The sequence below is a fragment of the Burkholderia cenocepacia genome, assembly GCF_900446215.1.
GTDB lineage: Bacteria > Pseudomonadota > Gammaproteobacteria > Burkholderiales > Burkholderiaceae > Burkholderia > Burkholderia cenocepacia.
Map to the genome: position 1 here is coordinate 557,155 of NZ_UAQZ01000012.1, position 21,790 is coordinate 578,944.

At 69.0% G+C, this 21,790-nt stretch carries 18 protein-coding genes; 10 read left to right on the forward strand and 8 right to left on the reverse strand.

What is annotated here, in order from left to right; translation table 11 throughout:
* Positions 1 to 92: 92 nt before the first annotated feature.
* Both DTA15_RS19945 and DTA15_RS19950 read left to right on the forward strand, forming a co-directional pair.
* Positions 93 to 884: an IclR family transcriptional regulator gene (locus DTA15_RS19945; protein WP_006484924.1), complete on the forward strand. Its 792-nt coding sequence runs from the start codon at positions 93 to 95 to the stop codon at positions 882 to 884.
* 140 nt (positions 885 to 1,024) lie between these two features.
* A complete protein-coding gene (locus DTA15_RS19950; RefSeq protein WP_006484913.1) occupies positions 1,025 to 1,435 on the forward strand; it encodes a GFA family protein in 411 nt (136 codons plus the stop codon).
* A 191-nt stretch (positions 1,436 to 1,626) separates the two neighbouring features.
* On the opposite strand, the gene DTA15_RS19955 is transcribed toward DTA15_RS19950, so the two are convergent.
* Entirely contained in the window at positions 1,627 to 2,430 is an 804-nt protein-coding gene (locus tag DTA15_RS19955; RefSeq protein WP_006484944.1) for an EAL domain-containing protein, read from the reverse strand.
* Between the two features lie 354 nt (positions 2,431 to 2,784).
* Here DTA15_RS19955 and DTA15_RS19965 point away from each other — a divergent pair, with 354 nt between their 5' ends.
* The 5 genes from DTA15_RS19965 to fahA are packed head-to-tail and all read left to right on the forward strand — an operon-like array spanning position 2,785 to position 8,710.
* Positions 2,785 to 4,446, forward strand: a complete 1,662-nt coding sequence (locus DTA15_RS19965; protein ID WP_034178576.1) for an FAD-dependent oxidoreductase — start codon at positions 2,785 to 2,787, stop codon at positions 4,444 to 4,446.
* A gap of 27 nt (positions 4,447 to 4,473) precedes the next feature.
* Positions 4,474 to 4,704, forward strand: a complete 231-nt coding sequence (locus tag DTA15_RS19970; RefSeq protein WP_006484941.1) for a DUF2783 domain-containing protein — start codon at positions 4,474 to 4,476, stop codon at positions 4,702 to 4,704.
* Positions 4,701 to 6,062, forward strand: coding sequence for an MFS transporter (locus DTA15_RS19975; RefSeq protein ID WP_006484902.1), 1,362 nt, complete (start codon positions 4,701 to 4,703; stop codon positions 6,060 to 6,062). The genes DTA15_RS19970 and DTA15_RS19975 overlap by 4 nt, the downstream gene beginning before the upstream one ends.
* Positions 6,063 to 6,077: 15 nt before the next feature.
* On the forward strand, positions 6,078 to 7,412 hold the full coding sequence (hmgA, locus tag DTA15_RS19980) for a homogentisate 1,2-dioxygenase (protein WP_006484957.1): 1,335 nt from the start codon (positions 6,078 to 6,080) through the stop codon (positions 7,410 to 7,412).
* Positions 7,409 to 8,710 carry a fumarylacetoacetase gene (gene fahA / locus DTA15_RS19985; protein ID WP_006484974.1) on the forward strand — a complete coding sequence of 434 codons (1,302 nt, stop codon included), beginning with the start codon at positions 7,409 to 7,411 and terminating at the stop codon, positions 8,708 to 8,710. Before hmgA ends, fahA begins: the two co-directional genes overlap by 4 nt.
* A 226-nt stretch (positions 8,711 to 8,936) precedes the next feature.
* On the opposite strand, the gene DTA15_RS19995 is transcribed toward fahA, so the two are convergent.
* From DTA15_RS19995 to DTA15_RS20015, 5 genes are all read right to left on the reverse strand, one after another.
* Positions 8,937 to 10,097 (reverse strand): MFS transporter, encoded by a 1,161-nt coding sequence (locus tag DTA15_RS19995; RefSeq protein WP_006484903.1) that lies wholly within the window; start codon positions 10,095 to 10,097, stop codon positions 8,937 to 8,939.
* A gap of 93 nt (positions 10,098 to 10,190) precedes the next feature.
* On the reverse strand, positions 10,191 to 11,360 hold the full coding sequence (locus DTA15_RS20000; protein ID WP_006484914.1) for an MFS transporter: 1,170 nt from the start codon (positions 11,358 to 11,360) through the stop codon (positions 10,191 to 10,193).
* Positions 11,361 to 11,580: 220 nt separating this feature from the next.
* Positions 11,581 to 12,324: a 5,6-dimethylbenzimidazole synthase gene (gene bluB / locus DTA15_RS20005; RefSeq protein ID WP_006484990.1), complete on the reverse strand. Its 744-nt coding sequence runs from the start codon at positions 12,322 to 12,324 to the stop codon at positions 11,581 to 11,583.
* A gap of 171 nt (positions 12,325 to 12,495) precedes the next feature.
* Positions 12,496 to 13,494: a 2-hydroxyacid dehydrogenase gene (locus DTA15_RS20010; RefSeq protein ID WP_006484953.1), complete on the reverse strand. Its 999-nt coding sequence runs from the start codon at positions 13,492 to 13,494 to the stop codon at positions 12,496 to 12,498.
* 30 nt (positions 13,495 to 13,524) lie between these two features.
* Positions 13,525 to 14,508 (reverse strand): LysR family transcriptional regulator, encoded by a 984-nt coding sequence (locus tag DTA15_RS20015; RefSeq protein WP_006484979.1) that lies wholly within the window; start codon positions 14,506 to 14,508, stop codon positions 13,525 to 13,527.
* A gap of 780 nt (positions 14,509 to 15,288) precedes the next feature.
* On the opposite strand from DTA15_RS20015, the gene DTA15_RS20020 reads away from it, so the two are divergent.
* Positions 15,289 to 16,500 carry a pyridoxal-phosphate-dependent aminotransferase family protein gene (locus DTA15_RS20020; RefSeq protein WP_006484921.1) on the forward strand — a complete coding sequence of 404 codons (1,212 nt, stop codon included), beginning with the start codon at positions 15,289 to 15,291 and terminating at the stop codon, positions 16,498 to 16,500.
* 37 nt (positions 16,501 to 16,537) lie between these two features.
* Here DTA15_RS20020 and DTA15_RS20025 read toward each other — a convergent pair whose 3' ends face one another.
* The gene (locus DTA15_RS20025) at positions 16,538 to 17,473 is read right to left on the reverse strand and encodes a helix-turn-helix domain-containing protein (RefSeq protein ID WP_006484916.1); all 936 of its coding nucleotides are present in this window, start codon (positions 17,471 to 17,473) and stop codon (positions 16,538 to 16,540) included.
* 134 nt (positions 17,474 to 17,607) lie between these two features.
* On the opposite strand from DTA15_RS20025, the gene DTA15_RS20030 reads away from it, so the two are divergent.
* Entirely contained in the window at positions 17,608 to 18,498 is an 891-nt protein-coding gene (locus DTA15_RS20030; RefSeq protein WP_006484958.1) for a DMT family transporter, read from the forward strand.
* Positions 18,499 to 18,627: 129 nt separating this feature from the next.
* Here DTA15_RS20030 and DTA15_RS20035 read toward each other — a convergent pair whose 3' ends face one another.
* On the reverse strand, positions 18,628 to 19,842 hold the full coding sequence (locus DTA15_RS20035) for an MFS transporter (protein WP_006484942.1): 1,215 nt from the start codon (positions 19,840 to 19,842) through the stop codon (positions 18,628 to 18,630).
* A 335-nt stretch (positions 19,843 to 20,177) separates the two neighbouring features.
* Here DTA15_RS20035 and xdhA point away from each other — a divergent pair, with 335 nt between their 5' ends.
* Positions 20,178 to 21,779, forward strand: a complete 1,602-nt coding sequence (gene xdhA / locus DTA15_RS20040) for a xanthine dehydrogenase small subunit (RefSeq protein ID WP_006484993.1) — start codon at positions 20,178 to 20,180, stop codon at positions 21,777 to 21,779.
* Positions 21,780 to 21,790: the final 11 nt, after the last annotated feature.

Genomic DNA, 21,790 nt, shown 5'->3' on the forward strand with positions numbered 1-21,790 from the left:
GGTCTTCGAGCCGGCCCCGTGTCAAAGTTTGCTTGACTCGCGTTCCGCTGTGCGGAACAATGTTTTGCAAATCGAACCCAGTGTAGCACCGGATGACACTTTCAACCATCGACGACACCACGATCGACGAGCGCAAGTTCGTCGTCGCGCTCGCGCGCGGGCTCGACCTGCTGCGCGCCTTCCGGCCCGGCGAGACGATGCTGGGCAATCGCGATTTCGCGGAACGCACGGGGCTGCCGAAGGCGACGGTGAACCGGCTCGCCTATACGCTCACCGTGCTCGGCTATCTGCGCTACGACGAGACGCTTGGAAAGTATGCGCTGGACGCCGGCGTGCTGTCGCTCGGCTACGCGCTGCTGTCGGGTTTCGGGACGATCGATCTCGCGCGGCCGCACATGCAGGCGCTCGCGCGGGAGATCGGCGCGGCCGTGTCGCTCGGCTGCCGCGACGGGCTCGACATGATCTATCTGGAGACGATCCGCAGCGAGACCGCCCTGACGCTCGGGCTCGCGCCCGGTTCGCGGCTGTCGATGCTGACGAGCTCGATGGGGCGCGCGTACCTGGCCGTGCAGCCGGAGGACGTGCGCCGCGCGCTCTATGCCGAGCTGCACCGTGCGGCCGGCGGCGCGGCTGACGCCGATGCGCTCGTCGCCGCCGCGCAGCAGGCGGTGGCCGAATTTTCGGCGGGCGGGTGCTGTTATTCGTTCCGTGCGTGGCACATGGACGTGAACGCGGCGGCCGTGCCGTTTCGCGAGCCGCGCGAGGGACGCTGGCTGATCCTGAGCTGCAGCGGCCCGGCGTCGTCGATGGACGAGGGCGTGTTTCGCACGCAGGTCGGGCCGCAACTGAAGGCGCTCGCGCAGCGGCTCGGCCAGACGGTCTGAGCCACGCGTGCGTGCGGCTGTTGCCGCCGCGCGGCAATCGGCTCGTGCGCGGCGGATGCAGAGGCGGCGCGGTGGCGTATTGCGCGATGGGCGAACCGCGCTCATCATCGTTCGCCTGCTTACCGACGACGAGGTCTGCGATGGCGCACCCCGAATCGATGGAAGGCGGATGCGCGTGCGGCGCGATCCGCTACCGTATCGCCGACGTTCCGACCGATGCCGGCTTCTGCCACTGCCGGCTCTGTCAGCGCACGACCGGCGCGGCGGTCGTCGCGTCGGCAACGGTGCCGATCGACGCGTTCGAATACCTGCAGGGCGAACCGACCGTCTACGCGTCGAGCGCATGGGGCGAGCGGCGTTTCTGCGGCCGTTGCGGCGCGCAACTCGAATACCGGCGCGCCGACGCGCCGCAGACGGTCGAGATCAACTACGCGACGCTCGACGAACCGTCGCGGTTGCGTCCGGCGTGGCACGTCTGGTATCGGGATCGTTTGCCGGGTGTCGAGATCGGCGACGATTTGCCGAAGTACGACGACGGTGGAAGAGAATAGGCGGCTCATCCGCGCCGATACACCGATGTCGATCGCGCGCGCACGCACGGCCGATCTTTCTGCGTGAACGAACAGCGAACCGGCCGGCGTCGAGCGACGCCGCGTGCTGAAACCCGCTTCCCGAAGCAGCACGACTCCGGAATCCGCGATCCGGCGCGCCGCTCCCCGCGCGCGCCTTCTCCGCGAATCGTTCAGGCCGTCACGACCTTCGCGAACACCGGCCCCTGCATGAACCGCACGTCGTGCTGGCGCAGCAGCTCGCACTGCGTCTCGTCGACGACGCCGTCGAAGATCAGCGGGATCCGCACGCGCTGCGCATAGGCGACGAGCGCCTTGACCATCCCGTCGCGCAACGCGATGCCCGCATCCATCTTGATGTAGTCGGGGCGCGCCATGTCCGATTCGACCGCGAGGATGCGGCCCGGGTCCGGCAGCTTGTCCGCGACCTTGAAACCGTGATGCTGGTAGCTGCGCGTCAGGTAGCCGAGGAACGTCTTGTGGGCGACCGCGACCGCCGGCAGCTCGATCACGATCCGCTCGGGCGGCAGCCCGAAGCGCTGCAGCACCGACGAGAAATGCTTGCCGTGGTCGTACTTCACGCTCTTGAGCAGCCGCTCGTGCACGCGCAGGAACAGCAGCCCGTGGCGTTGCGCGCCGAAGAAATTGATCGCATGCAGCGCGCGCGACAGGCGGTCGATCGCGACCAGCGTCTGGTCGTCGACGGCCGCGTCGACCGGATCGTGCTGCGCCCCCGTGACCAGTGTGACGGCCTGGAAGCCGAGCTCGTCGCCGTAGCGCTCGATCGCGTCGGCGAACGACGTCGATTGCGGCGCGCCGGGCATCGTCACGTCGTAGATCGGCTCGTACGCACTGGCGAGCGTGCGCTCGGGCAGATTCGCGCACGCGGTGCCGCCTTCGGCTAGCGCGAGGTGTTCCCGCAGATACGGCAGTTGCCCGGCACGGCTGACCAGCTCGGGGATGGTAGGCGGAATCATCGGCGTGAGAAGGAAAAATGGCGGCCGAAAGGGCCGCCTCTTGACTTGATATTAGCAGCGCGCGCCGCGCTCGGCTTGGCGTTTCACTCATATGGTTATCCCGTCCTCGCGCCAACGCCTAGGGTTTACGTTGATTTCACTATTCGTAATTGGTTTTACTATTCGTAAATCCAAGGATTTGTCGCCGATCAAGAAATGCGGCATGCGGGCGCCGCGAAACGGCGCCGTTCACGAATCAACAGGAAGCAAGGAGCGAGACGTGGCGGTTGACAGGACAGGCGGGCCGGCGCGCCGGCAGGAGACGGACGGGACGACGGGCGCGGCGGTGCGCGCACGGGCGGGGTTGACGCGCGGATGGCGACCATGAGCCTCGATTACCAGACGCTGAAGTTCGAGTACCGCGCCCGCGTGCACGACGCGGCCGTCCACCCGGTGGTCGTCGTCGGCGCGGGGCCGGTCGGCCTCGCGGCCGCGATCGACCTCGCGCAACAGGGCGTGCCGGTCGTGCTGCTCGACGACGACGACACGTTGTCGACCGGCTCGCGCGCGATCTGCTTCGCGAAGCGCACGCTGGAGATCTTCGACCGGCTCGGCTGCGGCGAGCGCTTCGTCGACAAGGGCGTGAGCTGGCACGTCGGCAAGGTGTTCCTGCAGGACGAGCAGCTTTACGCATTCGACCTGCTGCCCGAGGAAGGGCATGCGCGCCCGGCGTTCATCAATCTGCAGCAGTACTACGTCGAAGGGTATCTGGCCGACCGCGCGTTCGAGCTGCCGAACATCGACATCCGCTGGAAGCACAAGGTGACGGGCGTCGACCAGTCGGCCGAACATGCGGTGCTGACGATCGAGACGCCGGACGGCGTCGCGACGCTGCGCGCGCAGTACGTGATCGCGGCCGACGGTTCGCGCAGCCCGATGCGCACGATGATGGGCCTCGAGAGCCGCGGCCGCACCTTCAAGGACCGCTTCCTGATCGCCGACGTGAAGATGAAGGCGGAGTTTCCGACCGAGCGCTGGTTCTGGTTCGACCCGCCGTTTCACCGCAACCAGTCGGTGCTGCTGCACCGCCAGCCGGACAACGTGTGGCGCATCGACTTCCAGCTCGGCTGGGATGCCGATCCGGTCGCCGAGAAGCAGCCGGAGCGCGTGATCCCGCGCGTGCGCGCGCTGCTCGGGCCAGACGTCGAGTTCGAGCTCGAGTGGGTGAGCGTCTACACGTTCCGCTGCCAGCGGATGGAGACGTTCCGGCACGGCCGCGTGCTGTTCGCGGGCGACTCCGCGCATGGCGTGTCGCCGTTCGGCGCGCGCGGCGCGAACAGCGGCGTGCAGGACGCGGACAACCTCGCGTGGAAGCTGAAGCTGGTGCTCGACGGCCGCGCGCACGACCGCCTGCTCGATACGTATGCGAGCGAGCGCGAGTTCGCGGCCGACGAGAACATCCGCAATTCGACGCGCTCGACCGACTTCATCACGCCGAAAAGCGCGGTGTCGCGCGTGTTCCGCGATGCGACGCTGAAGCTCGCGCGCGACTGCGAGTTCGCGCGCAAGCTGGTGAACAGCGGGCGCCTGTCGGTGCCGGCCGTGCTGGCCGATTCGCCGCTCAACACGCCGGACCGCGGCGGCGACGCATTCGCGTGCGCGATGCGGCCGGGCGCGGCGGCGGCCGATGCGCCGGTGCGTGCGCAGGGTGCGCCGGGCTGGCTGTTGCAGCATCTGCGCGACGGTTTCACCGGCGTGCTGTTCGGATTGCCGGGCGATGCGGCCGCGCTGGCGCAGGCCGTCGACGGGCTCGCGCTGCCGGTGCGTCCCGTGCTCGTCGTGCCGGCCGGGCACGCGCAGCCGGTGGCCGGCGTCGACGTCGTGGAGGACGTCGACGGGCTCGCCGCGCGGCGCTACGACGCGCAGCCTGGCACGTTCTACCTGCTGCGTCCCGACCAGCACGTCTGCGCCCGCACGCGCACGCTCGACCGTCAGGCGATTGCCGACGCACTGGCGCGCGCGACCTGTGCACGCTGATACGACCAAGATACCGGAGACACCGTCATGCCCTCACTCGACACCCGCCCGCGCCTGGCCGATCCCGACGCGTTCTACGAAGCGCTGATCGACATGCATCGCGACCTGTCGGACGCCGACAGCCAGCTCGTCAACGCGAAGCTGATCCTGTTGCTCGCGAACCAGGTCGGCGACGCCGACGTGCTGCGCGAAGCGATGGCGCTCGCGCGCCAGGGCGTGACGCCGCCCGTGCATCCGGCCGCCGAGGTGGCGCAATGAGCGCGGCGCCGGCCGACGCGCGCGTGCTCGAAGTCGAGCGCGTGATCGACGAGACTCGTCGCCCGGGGTTTCACTGGATGCTGCTCGCGCTGTGCGGGCTGTGCCTCGTGATCGACGGTTTCGATGCGCAGGCGATGGGCTACGTCGCGCCGAGCGTGATCGCCGAATGGGGCGTGCCGAAGCAGGCGCTCGGGCCCGTGTTCAGCGCGAGCCTGTTCGGGATGCTGCTCGGCGCGCTCGGGCTGTCGGTGCTCGCCGACCGGATCGGGCGGCGCCCGGTGCTGATCGGCTCGACGCTGTTCTTCGCGGTGACGATGCTCGCGACGCCGTTCGCGGGCTCGATCCCCGTGCTGATGGCGTTGCGCTTCGTCACGGGGCTCGGCCTCGGCTGCATCATGCCGAACGCGATGGCGCTGGTCGGCGAGTTCAGCCCGGCCGCGCATCGCGTGAAGCGGATGATGATCGTGTCGTGCGGCTTCACGCTCGGCGCGGCGATCGGCGGCTTCATCAGCGCGGCGCTGATTCCGGCGCTCGGCTGGCGTTCGGTGTTCTTCGTCGGCGGCGCGGTGCCGCTCGTGCTGACGATCGCGATGGTCGCGCGGCTGCCGGAGTCGCTGCAGTTCCTGGTGCTGAAAGGGCGTGTCGTGCAGGCGCGCGACTGGCTCGCGCGGTTCGCGCCGGAAGCCGGCATCGATGCGAACACGCGGCTCGTCGTGCGCGAACGCGCGGCAAGCGGCGCGCCGGTCGCCGAGCTGTTCCGCCATGGCCGCCTGCCGGTCACGCTGCTGCTGTGGTCGATCAGCTTCATGAACCTGATCGACCTGTACTTCCTGTCGAACTGGCTGCCGACCGTGATGCGCGACGCCGGCTATTCGCCGGGCACTGCGGTGATCGTCGGCACGGTGCTGCAGACGGGCGGCGTGATCGGCACGCTGTCGCTCGGCTGGTTCATCGAACGTTACGGCTTCGTGCGCGTGCTGTTCGCGTGCTTCGCGTGCGCGGCCGTGTCGGTGGGGCTGATCGGCTCGGTCGCGCATGCGCTGCCGTGGCTGCTGGTCGTCGTGTTCGCGGGCGGGTTCTGCGTGGTCGGCGGGCAGCCGGCCGTGAACGCGCTCGCGGGCCAGTATTACCCGACGTCGCTGCGCTCGACGGGCATCGGCTGGAGCCTCGGCATCGGCCGGATCGGCTCGGTGCTCGGGCCGCTCGTCGGCGGACAACTGATTGCGCTCAACTGGTCGAACGGCGCGCTGTTCCATGCGGCCGCGGTGCCCGTGCTGTGCTCGGCGCTGTTCGTGCTGGGCCTCGCAGGCGTCACGCGGCGCAGCGGCGCGCAGGCGCCGAACACCGTGATGAATTGATGGAGAAAGGAAACGATGACGCTTGACCTGTCGAAACCGGCAACCGCCGGCTACCTGAGCGGTTTCGCGAACGAATTCGCGACCGAGGCACTGCCCGGCGCGCTGCCGCACGGCCGCAACTCGCCGCAGCGCGCGCCGTACGGGCTGTACGCGGAGCAGCTGTCGGGCACCGCGTTCACCGCGCCGCGCGGCCACAACCGCCGCTCGTGGCTGTACCGGATTCGCCCGGCCGCCGTGCACCGGCCGTTCGAGCCGTATGCGGGCGCGCAGCGGCTCGTGTCGGAGTTCGGCGATTCGGCCGACGTGCCGCCCACGCCGCCGAACCAGTTGCGCTGGGATCCGCTGCCGATGCCGGTCGAGCCGACCGATTTCGTCGACGGCCTCGTGACGATGGCCGGCAACGGGTCGGCCGCCGCGATGAACGGTTGCGCGATCCACCTGTATGCGGCGAACCGCTCGATGCAGGACCGCTTCTTCTACAGCGCCGACGGCGAGCTGCTGATCGTGCCGCAGCAGGGGCGCCTGTTCATCGCGACCGAATTCGGCCGGCTCGACGTCGAGCCGTTCGAGATTGCGGTGATCCCGCGCGGCGTGCGTTTTGCCGTCGCGCTGCCGGACGGCGACGCGCGCGGCTACATCTGCGAGAACTTCGGCGCGCTGCTGCGCCTGCCGGATCTCGGCCCAATCGGCTCGAACGGGCTCGCGAACCCGCGCGACTTCCTGACGCCGCAGGCCGCCTACGAAGACCGCGAAGGCGCGTTCGAGCTGATCGCGAAGCTGAACGGGCGCCTCTGGCGCGCGGACATCGGCCATTCGCCGCTCGACGTCGTCGCGTGGCACGGCAACTACGCGCCCTACAAATACGACCTGCGCCTGTTCAACACGATCGGCTCGATCAGCTTCGATCATCCCGATCCGTCGATTTTCCTCGTGCTGCAGGCGCAGAGCGACACGCCGGGCGTCGACACGATCGACTTCGTGATCTTCCCGCCGCGCTGGCTCGCGGCCGAGGATACGTTCCGCCCGCCGTGGTTCCACCGCAACGTCGCGAGCGAGTTCATGGGCCTCGTGCACGGCGCGTACGACGCGAAGGCCGAGGGCTTCGTGCCGGGCGGCGCGAGTTTGCACAACTGCATGTCGGGCCACCGACCCGATGCGGACACGTTCGAGAAGGCGTCCGTGAGCGACACGACGAAGCCGCACAAGGTCGACGCGACGATGGCGTTCATGTTCGAAACCCGCACGCTGATCCGGCCGACGCGCTACGCGCTCGACACCGCGCAGCTGCAGGCCGATTACTTCGAATGCTGGCAAGGCATCAAGAAACACTTCAATCCGGAGCAACGATGAGCGACACCCAAGACTGGCGCGCGACGCTCGACCCGGCTCGCAAGAGCTGGATCGAGACCGCGAACGATCCCGCCTGCGATTTCCCGATCCAGAACCTGCCGTTCGGCATCTTCAGCGATGCGAAGGGCGCGCGCCGCCCGGGCGTCGCGCTGGGCGACCAGATCGTCGATCTCGCGGCGCTCGCGCGTGCGGGCCTCGTCACGCTGCCGGCCGGCGCCGACGTGCTCGCCGCACCGACGCTCAATGCGTTCATCGCGCTCGGCCGCGACGCGTGGCGCAGCGTGCGCGTGCAGCTGTCGGCGCTGTTCTCGCGTGACGACGCGACACTGCGTGACGATGCGGCGCTGCGCGCGCAGGTGCTCGTCGCGCAGCGCGACGCGACGCTGCATCTGCCGGTCGAGATTCCCGGCTACACCGATTTCTATTCGTCGAAGGAACACGCGACCAACGTCGGCTCGATGTTCCGCGATCCGAAGAATGCGCTGCTGCCGAACTGGTCGGAGATGCCGATCGGCTACAACGGCCGCGCGTCGTCGGTGGTCGTGAGCGGCACGCCGGTGCGGCGCCCGAACGGGCAACTGAAGCTGCCCGACCAGGAGCGCCCGGTGTTCGGCGCGTGCCGCAAGCTCGACATCGAACTGGAAACGGGCTTCATCGTCGGCAAGGGCAACGCGCTCGGCGAGCCGATCGCGTGCGAGGACGCGGAAGCGCATATCTTCGGGATGGTGCTGCTGAACGACTGGAGCGCGCGCGACATCCAGCAGTGGGAATACGTGCCGCTCGGCCCGTTCAACTCGAAGGGGTTCGCAACGACGATCTCGCCGTGGATCGTCACGCTGGATGCGCTCGAACCGTTCCGCGTCGCGCAGCCCGAGCAGTCGCCGCAGCCGCTCGCGTATCTGCGGCATGCGGGCAAGCATGCGTTCGACATCGCGCTGGAAGTGACGCTGCGCGCCGAAGGTGCGGCCGAGGCCACGTCGATCTGCCGCACGAACTTCAGGCACATGTACTGGACGATGGCGCAGCAGCTCGCGCATCACACGGTCGCCGGCTGCAACACGCGCGTGGGCGACCTGATGGGTTCGGGCACGATCAGCGGGCCGACGAAGGATTCGTTCGGCAGCCTGCTCGAACTGACGTGGAACGGCAAGGAGCCGGTCGCGCTGAACGGCGGCGGCAGCCGCACGTTCATCGAGGACGGCGACGAGCTGACGCTCGCCGGCTGGTGCCAGGGAGATGGGTATCGCGTCGGCTTTGGCACGTGTGCGGGCAGGATCTTGCCGGCGCGGAGTGCGTGACGGATCGCGGCGCGAAACGTTACGCGTAGGTCACGTGTAGATCACGCGTAGTCCGGAAGGACAGGGCGGTCCGCATTGCGCGGGCCGTTTTTCGTTTACCGGAGGAGGGGGCGCGAGCGGCCCGATGCGTATCGGTGCATGATGCCGACGCCGACGCCGACGCCAACGCCAACGCCAACGCCAACGCCAACGCCGACGCCAACGCCAACGCCAACGCCGATCGGCGTCAGACCGCGCGTTGTACTGCGGCGCGCCGCTCCCACAACGCCGCCGCGACGAACGCGGCGACGCAAGCGACCAGCACGCCGACCAGCGCATTGCTGCCCAGTTGCTCCATCAACGCGCCCGCCACCAGCGGGCCGCCGAAGCTCGCGGCGCTCCACGACGCCGACACGAGCGAACTCGCGGTGACGAGCGCCGCGCCGCGGAAACGTTCGCCGCACGCGACGAGCGACAGCGTATAGATGCTGCCGGCCGCCGCGCCGAGCACGAACAGCAGCGGCCAGCACAGCCACGGATTCGCGATCACGAACGGCAGCATCGGCAGGCCGGCCAGCACGATCCAGCCGGCGCCGAGGTGCACGCGCTCGCGGCCGAGCTTGTCCGCGAGCCAGCCGATCGGGAACTGCATCGCGGTATCGCCGAACAGCATGATCGACGCGAGCAGCACGGCGGTCGCGCTCGCGACGCCGTGATCCATCGCGTAGAGCGGCAGCAGCGACAGCGCGAGCGTATCGAACAGCGCGAAGAAGCCGGTGCCGATGATCAGCGCGGGCATGCGCGGCAGCACGTCGAGCCAGCGGCCGTGTGCTTCGTGATGCGCGTCGTCGCCGGCGAGCGGCGCACGGCGGATCGTCGCGAGCGTCGGCAGCGCGAGCAGGAACAGCGCGCCGCACAGCGCGAAGCGGATGTGCGTCGCGCCGGCGATCTGGCTGACGAGCACCGGGCCGGCCATCTGGAACAGCGTGAAATTGGTCGCGTAGATCGCGACGACGCGCCCGCGCGTCGCATCGTCGGCGAGCTGGTTGACCCACGCTTCGCCGATCGTGAACAGCAGCATCAGCGCGGCGCCGCACAGCACGCGCAGCACGCCCCACAGGATCAGGTTCGACGTGAACTGCATCAGCGCGGTGGCGGCCGCGAGCAGCACGACCGACACGACGATCGCGCGGCGCGCGCCGATGTGCCGCGCGAGCGCGGTGACGAACGGGACGATCGCGAGACCGCCGAGGGCCTGCGCGGCCGTCAGCATGCCGACGACGTTGGTGCCGTGTCCGGCTTCGGTGAGCGCGAGTGCGGTCAGCGGCAGCGTGGCGCCGGTCCCGAGGCCGACGACCGCGACGCTCAGGATCAGCGCGAGGAAATCGCGATTGAGAATGGCTTTCATCGGCCGCGATGCTACACCGCGACCGTTGAAAGGTCCATGAAGGCCGTCACGTTCGAATGGAGTTGCGTACGCAACGATCGCGGCAGGGCCGCGTCACACGTATTCGGTCGGCACGGCCACCGGGCGGCGTTCGAGCGACGCCGACCACAGCGTGAGCGCGAGCGCGGCGACCGCCATCGCGACGCCGACCCACGGCAGGCTCACGAGCGACACGCCCGAGCCGATCGCCATCCCGCCGAGCCACGCGCCGGTCGCGTTGCCGAGGTTGAACGCGCCCTGGTTCAGCGTCGACGCGAGGTTCGGCGCGTCGCTCGCGCGGTCGACGATCATGATCTGCAGCGGCGGCACGATCGCGAACGCGAGGATGCCCCACACGAAAATCGTCGCGAGCGCGGCGAACGGCAGATGCATCGTGCCCGCGAACAGCGCGAGGACGATGCCGATCAGCGCGAGCGTCGCGATCAGCGACGGCATCCGCCGCCAGTCGGCGAGCTTGCCGCCCAGCGTGCCGCCGACCGTCAGGCCGAGGCCGAACAGCAGCAGCACGTAGGTGACCTGGCGCGGCGAGAAGCCTGTCACGTCCTCGAGGATCGGCGTGATGTACGTGAACACGCTGAACAGGCTCGCGGACGCGAGCACGCTGATGCCGAGCACCATCAGCACCTGCGGGTGCTTCAGCACGCTGAATTCGCGCGTGATGCTGGTATCGGGCATCGCGAGGTTTTTCGGCAGGCACACCGCGAGCGCGGCGGCCGCGGCGATGCCGATGCCGGTGACGGCCCAGAACGTCGCGCGCCAGCCGAACGCCTGGCCGAGCGCAGTGCCGAGCGGTACGCCGAGCACGTTCGCGAGCGTGAGCCCGGTGAACATCAGCGCGATCGCCTGCGCGCGGCGGTTCGGCGCGACGAGGTTGCTGGCCACCACCGAGCCGATGCCGAAGAACGCACCGTGGCAGAACGCGGTGACGACGCGCGCGGCCATCAGCACCGCATAGCCGGGCGCGATCGCGCAGAACAGGTTGCCGGCGATGAACAGCCCGATCAGGGCCATCAGCGCACGCTTGCGCGGCATCTTCGCGGTGACGATCGCGAGGATCGGCGCGCCGATCGTCACGCCGAGCGCGTAGCCCGACACGAGCATCCCGGCGGCCGGGATCGACACGCCGAGGTCGCGCGCGACATTGGGCAGCAGGCCCATGATCACGAATTCGGTGGTACCGATTCCAAATGCGGCGACGGCAAGGGCGAAAAGAGGCAGGGGCATCGCGGTAGGCTCGGGAAAAGATGCCGCTCGAGCCAGGCGCAGGATGCGCGGGACGGGCGGGATGAGGCGAACGTCAGCCGCGATTCTACTTCAGTGAAAACCCCTATGCTTGGGGCCAGAGCGCTTGTTGCCGGCGGGCGACGAGGCAGCGACCGGGAAGCTCACAGTGTGGGATTTGGGCGGTGTCAGGGCCGGGATGATGGCGACCGCCGGCCGTCGATCACGCGATGCGTTCGGACGACCGGTCGGGCATCGCGTCCGGGGTGTGCTTCGTTTCGCTGTCCGGGCCTGCGGGCGACGCAGCCGAATCGGCCCCATCGATGGCCGCCGGAGCGTCCCAGCCGTTCTCGAACAGGCACGCTTCGATCGGCATCCGCGCGGCCCAGCGTTCTTCCTCGAGCATCGGCTTCGCATAGAACGCATCGACGTGCCCGACGCACAGCACGGCGATCGGCTTCGCGCCGTCGGGCATCCGCAGCAGCGTGCGCACCGCATCGACGTCGAACAACGACACCCAGCCCATGCCGAGCCCTTCCGCGCGCGCGGCGAGCCACATGTTCTGGATCGCGCACGCGGCGGAGGCCAGATCCATCTCCGGCAGCGTGCGGCGGCCGAACACGTGGCGTTCGCGGCCGTCGGCGAGCGCGACGACCAGCAGCTCGCCGCATTCGCGCACGCCCTCGACCTTCAGCCGCATGAATTCGTCCTGGCGCTCGCCGAGCGCGTCGGCCGTCGCGCGGCGCTCGGCCTCGACCAGCGCGTGAATCGCGGTGCGCAAGGCGGGATCGGTGATGCGGATGAAGCGCCACGGCTGCATGAAGCCGACGCTCGGCGCGTGGTGCGCCGCGCGCAGCAGGCGCGCGAGCACGGCCGGATCGACGGGCGCCGGCGTGAAGTGGCGCATGTCGCGCCGTTCGAAGATGGCGCGGTAGACGGCGGCGATGTCGGAATCGTCGAAACGCATGAGCGGCGAAGGCAGGGATGACGTCGGCGCAACGATAGCAGACGGCGCGCGCGAAACGTTACTTCATTCGAAACAATGCGCGGAATTGTTGACGAAGAAAGGGGTGGTGCGCGGCATGGGGCGCAAGCAAACGATTGCGGATGCGCTGCGGGCCGTCGAATTGGCCGTTTCTCAGCGATTTGCCGTCACGACGTTCTGCGGCGCGCCCGCATGCCACGCCTCGATGTTCAGCAGCGTCGTGTGCGCGATCTCGGCCAGCGCCTCGCGCGTGAAGAACGCCTGGTGCGACGTGACGATCACGTTCGGGAACGTCAGCAGGCGCGCGAGCACGTCGTCCTGCAGCGGCAGGTCGGAGTGATCCTCGAAGAACAGCCCGCTTTCCTCCTCGTACACGTCGAGCCCGAGATGGCCGAGCTGGCCGCTCTTGAGCGCGTCGACCAGCGCCTGCGCATCGACGAGGCCGCCGCGCCCGGTGTTGATCAGCATCGCGCCGTGCTTCATTCTCGCGAGCGTCCGCTCGTTGATCAGGTGGTGTGTCGACGGCAGCAGCGGGCAATGCAGGCTGACGATGTCGGCACGATGCAGCAGTTCGTCGAGCTCGACGTAGCGCGCGCCGAACGCGATCAGCTCGTCGTTGTACGGCGGCACCGAGTGCGCGAGCACGTGCATCCCGAAGCCCATCACGATCTTCGCGAACACGCTGCCGATGATGCCGGTGCCGATCACGCCGACGGTCTTGCCGTGCAGGTCGAAGCCGAGCAGGCCGTTCAGCGAGAAGTCGCCTTCGCGGGTGCGGGCGACGGCGCGCGGCAGGCGGCGGTTGAGCGCGAGGATCAGTGCGACCGCGTGCTCGGCGACCGCGTGCGGCGAATACGCGGGCACCCGCACGACCGCGATGCCGAGCCGCTCGGCGGCGGCGAGGTCGACATGGTTGAAGCCCGCCGAGCGCAGCGCGATGAGCCGCGTGCCGCCGTCGGCGAGCCGTTCGAGCACGGCCGCGTCGACGGTGTCGTTGACGAACGGGCAGACGACGTCATAGCCGTGCGCGAGGATCGCGGTTTCCGCGTCGAGGTGCGACGGCTGGAAGTGCAGCCGATAGCCGAACGGCCGGTTGGCGGCGGTGAACGAATCGTCGTCGTACTGCCGGCTGCTGAACAGGATCACGCGCACGCTGCACCTCCGATGGCTGACGCGCGCAGTTTACTGCAGGCCCGTGACGATGTCGGAACGTTCGGGGCCGCGCACCGGCCGCAGGAAGCCGTAGTCGGTGTGGTCGCGGGCGGACGGCGCGCTGAAGTGCTCGAGCGCGTGCTCGACGAAGCTGCGCGTGCGGGCCGGCACGTACTGGCGGTTCGGATAGACGAGCGACAACTGCGCGTCGGGATCGTCGATCCGGTAGCCGGCCATCAGCCGCACGAGCGTGCCGTGGTTGAGGGCATCGGCCACGCACGGCTCGGGCAGGATCGCGATGCCGGCGCCGGCCACGGCCGCCGCCTGGACGAGCGCGAGCTGGTTGACGGTGCAGGCGGGGCGCACCGTGACCGAATGGGCGACGCCGTCGTGGCCGACCAGTTGCCACGTCGGCGCGTGCTGGTGCGGCGCGAGCGTGACCCAGTCGTGGCCCGGGAGGTCGTCGGGCACGCGCGGCTCGCCGCGGCGGTCGAGATAGGCCGGCGCCGCGCACGCGACGAACGGGTTCGGCGCGAGGGCATGGCCGATCAGCGACGGGTTGCCGTCGAGCCGGGTGCCGGTGACGATGCCGACGTCGTAGCCCGAATCGAGCACGTCGAGCGGCCCTTCGGCGACGGTCAACTGCACGCGCAGCTCCGGGTAGCGGTGCCGGAAGCTGCTGACGAGCGGCGTCAGCGCCAGCGGCGACAGCAGCCCCGACGCGACGACGCGCAGCGTGCCGGCCGGCTCGCGCACGGCATGCGCGACGGACGATTCGAGGTGGTCGAATTCCTCGAGCAGCGCGCGGCAACCATCGAGGTAGCGCACGCCGGCCTCGGTGAGCGACAGGTTGCGCGTGGTGCGATGGATCAGCCGTGTGTTCAGGTGGCCCTCGAGCATCGCGATCGAACGCGTGACGAGCGCATTGGACACGCCGAGATGGTGCGCCGCGCGCCGGAAGCTTTGCTGCTCGGCGACGCAGACGAATACACGCATGGTCTGAATCTGGTTCATGGCTTGCGTATTTCTGGCCCGGTTGATTGATTTTGGTTGTGATTTTTTGCCACGCAACGTCGAAAACGCATCGCGCGGCCCCAGTTCGCTCTCGTATCGAAAATGAGATTTTTCGATTCCGCAGACAATTGTTAAATGCGGAACCGATATCCGTCAACCTGAGAAAACGGGCGGCTTGCGTAAAATCGAAATCGCGGGTACCGGTTTAAGGTTGCAATGCAGCAAGGACGTGCGCTGGAAAACCGTCGCGGTATTCGAATATGCGTCGCTGTTTCGAGGATTCCATATTCCAATCAATGGGTTGGGGTAAATTGCGACGCGCCGGGGCACGGCGAATTCGGGAGTCGTTCCCCAATACATACCGCAATGGTGGATGTTTTTTCCACGTTCGGATTTTGTGTATCGAATTCGCTCCGCGATTTGTATCAGGTGGTCGGTGTATTTCGTTCGATCCACGAAAGGCGCTGAACCACCGGTTTCGAAGAATCGTTTCGATATTGGCCGAGAAAATCGCGCGTCCGGAACCCGAATGGAACCGTTTCGCACCCGGCAGCCAATCGTTTTTTCAATCCGGAAGGCCATCGCGCGCGCGGTGCGCGTCCGGCTGGCCCGGTCCGGGGACCGGGCCAGCGTCGCGCTGTCCGCACGTGCGTGCCTCTTGCGCGAGGCGGCGGAACGCGGAATGATCGATCAGTTCGCTGCGCCGTGCCACGGGCGCGGTGCTGCGGGCGCAGGGCCGCGGCGCGTCCGGGCACTTCCTTTCCTCATCTTTTTCCAGCCATGTCCATCGATTACTCGCCGATTCCCTGTCCCGTCGTCGTGCCGCTCGACGCGATCCTGCCCGAAGAACCGCTGCTGATGATGGGGGCCGGCCCGGTCCCGATCCCGGCCGCGGTGGCCAAGGCGAACACGATCGTGATCAACCACCTCGGCGCGACGATGGCGAAGATCATCGAGCAGGTGAAGGAGATGGCGCGTTACGTGTTCCAGACCCGCACGAAGTGGGTGCTCGGTGTCGCGGGCCCCGGTTCGGCCGCGATGGAAATGGCGATCTCGAACCTCGCATGGCGCGGCACGCGCGTGCTGTCGATCCGCAACGGCTTCTTCAGCGCGCGGATGGCCGAGATGGCCACGCGCGTCGGCGCCGACGTCGCGACGCTCGAAGTGGCCGATCGCGCGGTCGCGAGCCTCGACGAGATCGCCGACGCGATCGCGCGCGAGCGGCCCGAGATCGTCACGATCGTGCAGGGCGAAACGTCGAACACCGTGTGGAACCGCGACCTGCGCGACATCGCGGCGCTCGCGAAGGCGGCCGGCGCGCTGGTCGTCGTCGACGCGGTGTGCACGCTGTCGACGATGCCGCTCGAGATGGACGCATGGGGCATCGACGCGGTGATCACCGGCGGCCAGAAGGGGCTGTCGTCGATCCCGGGCGTGTCGCTGATCGCGTTCTCCGACGCCGCGTGGGAGCGCATGAAGAATCGCCCCGAGCCGAATGCGCACTGGTGCCTCGACATGGCGCTCGCGGAGAACTTCTGGCACAACGCCGGCTATCACTACACGGCGCCCGTGTCGGGCGTGCTCGCGCTGCACGAGGCGCTGCGGCTCGTCTGCGCGGAGACGCTCGAGAGCCGCTTCGCGCGCCATCTGCGCTGCTCGCTGGCGCTCCAGGCGGGCGTCGAATCGATGGGGCTCAAGCTCTATGCGCCGAAGGACTGCCGGCTCAATTCGGTGGTCGGGATCGAGACGCCGGAAGGGCTCACGCCCGGGATGGTCTGCGGCCATATCTCGAAGCAGTACCAGGTCGAGATCTCGGGTTCGTTCGGGTTGCCGATCGTGCGGATCGGCCAGATGGGCGAGCAGTGCCGCGAACACAACCTGTTCCGCACGCTGCATGCGTTCGGCCGCACGATGGTCGACCTGAAGGTGCCGGTCGACCTGCCGGCCGGCGTCGCGGCGCTCGAGCAGGAACTGTCGCGGCGCGGCGCGTAAGCGCGACGCCGCGACGAAACGAGGAAGCGGGCCGCGCTCAGCGGCCCTGCATCGCGCGCCGGTACGTATTCGGCGTCGTGCCGTGCGCGTCGCGAAAGCGATGGCTGAAGTGGCCGGCGTTCGCGTAGCCGCAGGCGGCCGCGATCTGCGCGAGCGGCAGTGCCGTCGTGCGCAGCAGCTCGCGGGCGCGGGCGAGCCGTTGCTCGGCTACCCACGCGTGCGGCGCGCGGCCGAACGACAGCCGGAACATCCGCGAGAAATGGTATTCGGACAGCGCGGCGACCTCGGCGAGTTCGCCGAGCGTCAGCGGCTGCGTGAGATACGTGTCGATGTAGTCGCGCACGCGGCGGCGCACGGCCGGCGCGAGCCCGCCGCGGAACGACGTATCGGTGCGCGTCGTGCTCTGCCCGCGCAACAGCAGGCTCAGCACGTCGTGCGCGGTCTCGTTCACGCGCAGCCGCTCGTCGGCATCGTCCCAGCCCTCCAGCGCGAGCGAGCGCAGCAGCGCGGCGACCCGGGCATCCTCGAAGTAGGTGCGATCCGCGAGCTTCAGCTCGCGTGGCTCGCGATCGAGCTCGCGGATCGCGCGCTGCGTGAAGTGCTCGGGCAGGAAATACAGGTGGACGAAATGCATTTCGCCGCGCACCCACCAGCGCGATTCATGGTCGCCCGGCAGCGCGCACAGCAGGCTCGGCGCGCCGTAGCGCGGCACGCGCTGGCGCTCGGTCCGGTAGCCGCCGTCGAGATAGCACGACAGCGTGTGGTGGCCGGGCTGCTCGTAGACCGTCTCGCTTTCGTCGGTGATCCGCGTCCATTCGGCGATCGCGAGATGGTCGCCGAGCCACGCGAAGCGCTCGAGCGTCGCGTTGGCGTCGGCGAGCGTGCGGCAGACCGATTGCAGGCCGAACGGCAGATCGCCGCCGGCCAGGGCGGCGGCGCGGTCGATGGGCGGGGCGCAGAGGGAGAAACTCATGATGCGTCGAGTATAAGCGGGCGCGCGGCGGCGCGTGCGGCGCGCCGAAAAAGACCGCAATTCCGGACAATCGGCACGCGCCGTGCGGCGGCATAGTCGGGATCCCGATTCACCCGATTTTCCGGATTGCCGCCATGAACCTGTCGCTTTATTTCGTCACCGTGCTGATCTGGGGCACCACCTGGATCGCGATCAAGTGGCAACTCGGCTCGGTGCCGCCGCCCGTATCGATCGCGTGGCGCTTCTGGCTCGCGGCCGCCGTGCTGTTCGCGCTGCTGCGCGTGATGCGCCGGCCGGCGCGCCCGCCGCGCGAAGCGTGGCGCTTTCTCGTCGCGCAGGGCTTCGCGCTGTTCTGCCTGAACTTCCTGTGTTTCTACTACGCGGAGCAGGTCGTGCCGAGCGGGCTCGTCGCGGTGATCTTCTCGACCGCGCCGCTGCTGAACTCGATCAACGGGCGGCTGTTCATGGGCCGCCCGCTGCGGCCGTCGGCGATCGCCGGCGCGCTGCTCGGCCTGACCGGCATCGCGTGCCTGTTCTGGCAGCAGATGGCCGGCCATCTCGACGACCACGCGACCTGGACGGGGCTCGCGATCGCGTTCGCCGGCACGATGTGCTTCTCGGCGGGCAACCTGCTGTCGAGCCGGATGCAGTCGATGGGGCTGCACCCGCTCGCGACCAACGGCTGGGCGATGCTGATCGGCGCGGCGATCCTGACCGTCGGCAGCGCGCTGGCCGGGATGCCGTTCACGCCCGACATGAGCCCGCGCTATCTCGGCGCGCTCGTGTACCTGGCCGTGCCGGGCTCGGTGATCGGCTTCACCGCGTACCTGACCCTCGTCGGCCGGATCGGGCCGGAGCGCGCCGCGTACTGCACGGTGCTGTTCCCGATCGTCGCGCTGGCCGTGTCGACGGTGTTCGAGGGCTACCAGTGGTCGCCGCTGGCGGTGATCGGGCTGCTGCTCGTGGTGGCCGGCAATCTCGTCGCGTTCGACCTCACGCGCCGGCTGTTTCTGCGCACGGCCTGATCGGGCCGCGCGGCCGCCGTACCCGGTCGACGGATGACGAAACGCCCGCATCGCGCGGGCGTTTTCTTTTGGCCCGGCGGCGGTGCGACGTTCGCGACCGGCCGCCGGGCTGCCACGGTGCCGGCGGGATCAGGCCGCCGCGCCGCTGCCCGCCACGCGCGCCTGTCGCTGGTACAGCATCATCGACAGCGCGACGCCCGCGGCGGCGGCCACCGCCGCGAACAGGAACACCTGCGGATAGCCGAACGCGCCCGCGACATAGCCGGCGAGCGGGCCGGTGATGCCGAGCGACAGGTCGAGGAACACCGAGTACGCGGACAGCGCCGCGCCGCGGCTCGCGGGCGGCACGAGCGCGACGGCTTCGACGCCGAGCGCCGGGAAGATCAGCGCGAAGCCGAAGCCCGTGAGCGCCGCGCCGACGAGCGCGACGTGCGGCACCGGCGCGAGCCATAGCAGCACGAGGCCCGAGCATTCGAACGCGAACGACACGATCGCGACGCGGAAGCCGCCGTAGGTCTTGATCGTATTCGCGAACAGCAGGCGCGCGCCGATGAACAGCGTGCCGAATACCGTCAGCGACAGTGCGGCGTTCGGCCAGTGGCGCGCCGCGTAGTACAGCGTGACGAAGGTGGCGATCGAGCCGAAGCCGGCCGACCCGAGCGCGAGGCCGAGGCCGTGCGGCAGCACGCGCGTGAACACGCTCGCGTACGACATCCGTTCGCCGTGCACGAGCGGCACCGGATCGATCAGGCGGGCGAGGTAGAAGCCGAGCGCGGCCAGCGCGATGACGATCACGCCGATCAGCGCCGGATTCAGCGTATGCGCGATCGCGACGCCGACCGGCGCGCCGAGCGCGAGCGCGCCGTAGGTCGCGATGCCGTTCCACGAGATCACCTTCGCGTTGTGCGCGACGCCGACCCGGCCGATGCCCCACAGGATCGCGCCGGTGCCGCACAGGCTTTCGCCGACGCCCAGCACGAGCCGGCTCGCGACCAGCAGCACGAGGCTCGCGACCGGCCAGTGCGCGAGCAGCAGCGCGACGAGCAGCAGCACGCCCGACACGCCGCAGCCGATCAGCCCGCGCAGCACCGTCTGCTTCGGCCCGAGCGTATCGGCGAGGCGCCCGGCGAGCGGCCGCGACGCGAGCGTCGCGAAGTACTGGACGCTGATCGCGCCGCCCGCGACGATCGCGGAAAAGCCGAGGTCGTCGTGGACGAAGCCCGGCAGCACCGCGAGCGGCAGGCCGATGGTCAGGTAGCAGATGAACGTGAAGCAGACGACGGACACGATTTGCAGCGTGACCGCGAGCCCGCTGCGCGGCGGTGTGGCGGAATCGGTTGACATGGGGTCGGAACGAATGGTGAAACGAACGGAAAACGGCGGAAAAGGGAATCGGGATTTTCCCATGGAACCGGTTTTCCCGCAGGTACCATTTAGTTAATCGAACCTTGTTCTGGCGGATCACGAACGGTCGCGGGCGACCAGGGCGGGCCCGGGCGCGCCATGCGACAAGGCTGTCGGCCGGCGCGGTGCGCATATCGCGGCAGTTATATGGGCCGCATGCGTGATGGGCTATGGGTTGCGGAATTTGACGGTGATAGCGTGCAAACTGTCAGAAAAACGTCGGTCGAGCGCTCCGCGCAGGCCGCCTTGCCCCCCATTTGAAGAACCATCGAGACATGAGTGAGCCGATCCGCTTCTACCATCGTCACGCGATCCGCGAAGTCAGCGGCGCGGACGTGACCCGCACCGTGCTGCAATACCTGCGCGAGGACGCGCATTGCACCGGCACCAAGGAAGGCTGCGCGGAAGGCGACTGCGGCGCGTGCACGGTCGTCGTCGGCGAGCTGACCGACGCCGGCGCGGTCGAGTTCAAGGCCGTCAACGCGTGCATCCAGTTCCTGCCGACGCTCGACGGCAAGGCGCTGCTGACGGTCGAGGACCTGCGCCAGCCGGACGGCACGCTGCATCCGGTGCAGCAGGCGATGGTCGACTGCCACGGCTCGCAATGCGGGTTTTGCACGCCCGGCTTCGTGATGTCGATGTGGGCGCTGTACGAGAAGCACGGCCACGAAGGCTGCGGCAGCGCGTGCGCGAAGGCGAAGGACGTGCCGACGCGCACCGAGATCGCCGACGCGTTGACCGGGAACCTGTGCCGCTGCACCGGCTATCGTCCGATCGTCGATGCGGCGGTGCGGATGTTCGACGCGGCCGGCGAAGGTGCGGCCGGCGAAGGTGCGACCGGCGAAGGCGCGCCGGCCCCGTCGGCGCCGGTCGACACGGCCGCGCTGGCCCGCACGCTCGCGTCGCTCAAGCGCGACGACACGTTCGACTACACGACGGTCGACGGTGCACGCTTCGCGGCGCCGCGCACGCTCGACGCGCTGGCCGCGCTGAAGGCCGAGCGTCCCGACGCGCGCATTCTCGCCGGCAGCACCGACATCGGCCTGTGGGTCACCAAGCAGATGCGCCGGCTCGACGATCTGATCTACGTCGGCCAGATCGCCGAACTGCAGCGGCTCGCGGAGCGTGGCGACTGGATCGAGATCGGCGCGGGCGTGACGGTCGAGAAGGCCTATGCGGCGCTGGCCGGCACGTATCCGGAGCTGACCGAGATGTGGAAGCGCTTCGCGTCGCTGCCGATCCGCAACGCGGGCACGATCGGCGGCAACGTCGCGAACGGCTCGCCGATCGGCGATTCGATGCCGGGACTGATCGCGCTCGGCGCGCGCGTGGTGCTGCGCGGCGGCGACACGGTGCGCGAGCTGCCGCTCGAGGCGCTCTACACGGGCTACCAGCAGAAGGACATGGCGCCGCACGAATTCGTCGTCGGCCTGAAGGTGCCGACCCGCACCGGTGCGCGCGAACAGCTGCAGTTCCGCACCTACAAGCTGTCGAAGCGCTTCGACTCGGACATCTCGGCCGTGTGCGCGGCATTCGCGTTCATCGCGGACGGCGACACGATCCGCGAGCCGCGCATCGCGTTCGGCGGGATGGCCGCGACGCCCAAGCGCGCGACCCACACGGAGGCGGTGCTCGACGGCGCGCAGTGGCACGAAGCCACCGCGCAGGCCGCGATGCAGGCGCTCGAGCGCGACTACCAGCCGCTGTCGGACATGCGTGCGACGAGCGGGTATCGGCTCGATACCGCGAAGAACCTGGTGTACCGGTTCTGGCTGGAGACGCGTCCGCACGACCCGCTGCCGCCGCAAGCCCTGAACGTGCGTGAAGTGGCCGCCGAAGCCGGCGCCGACGTTGCCGATGCATCGGCGCGCGTCTGAAGACGGAGAAC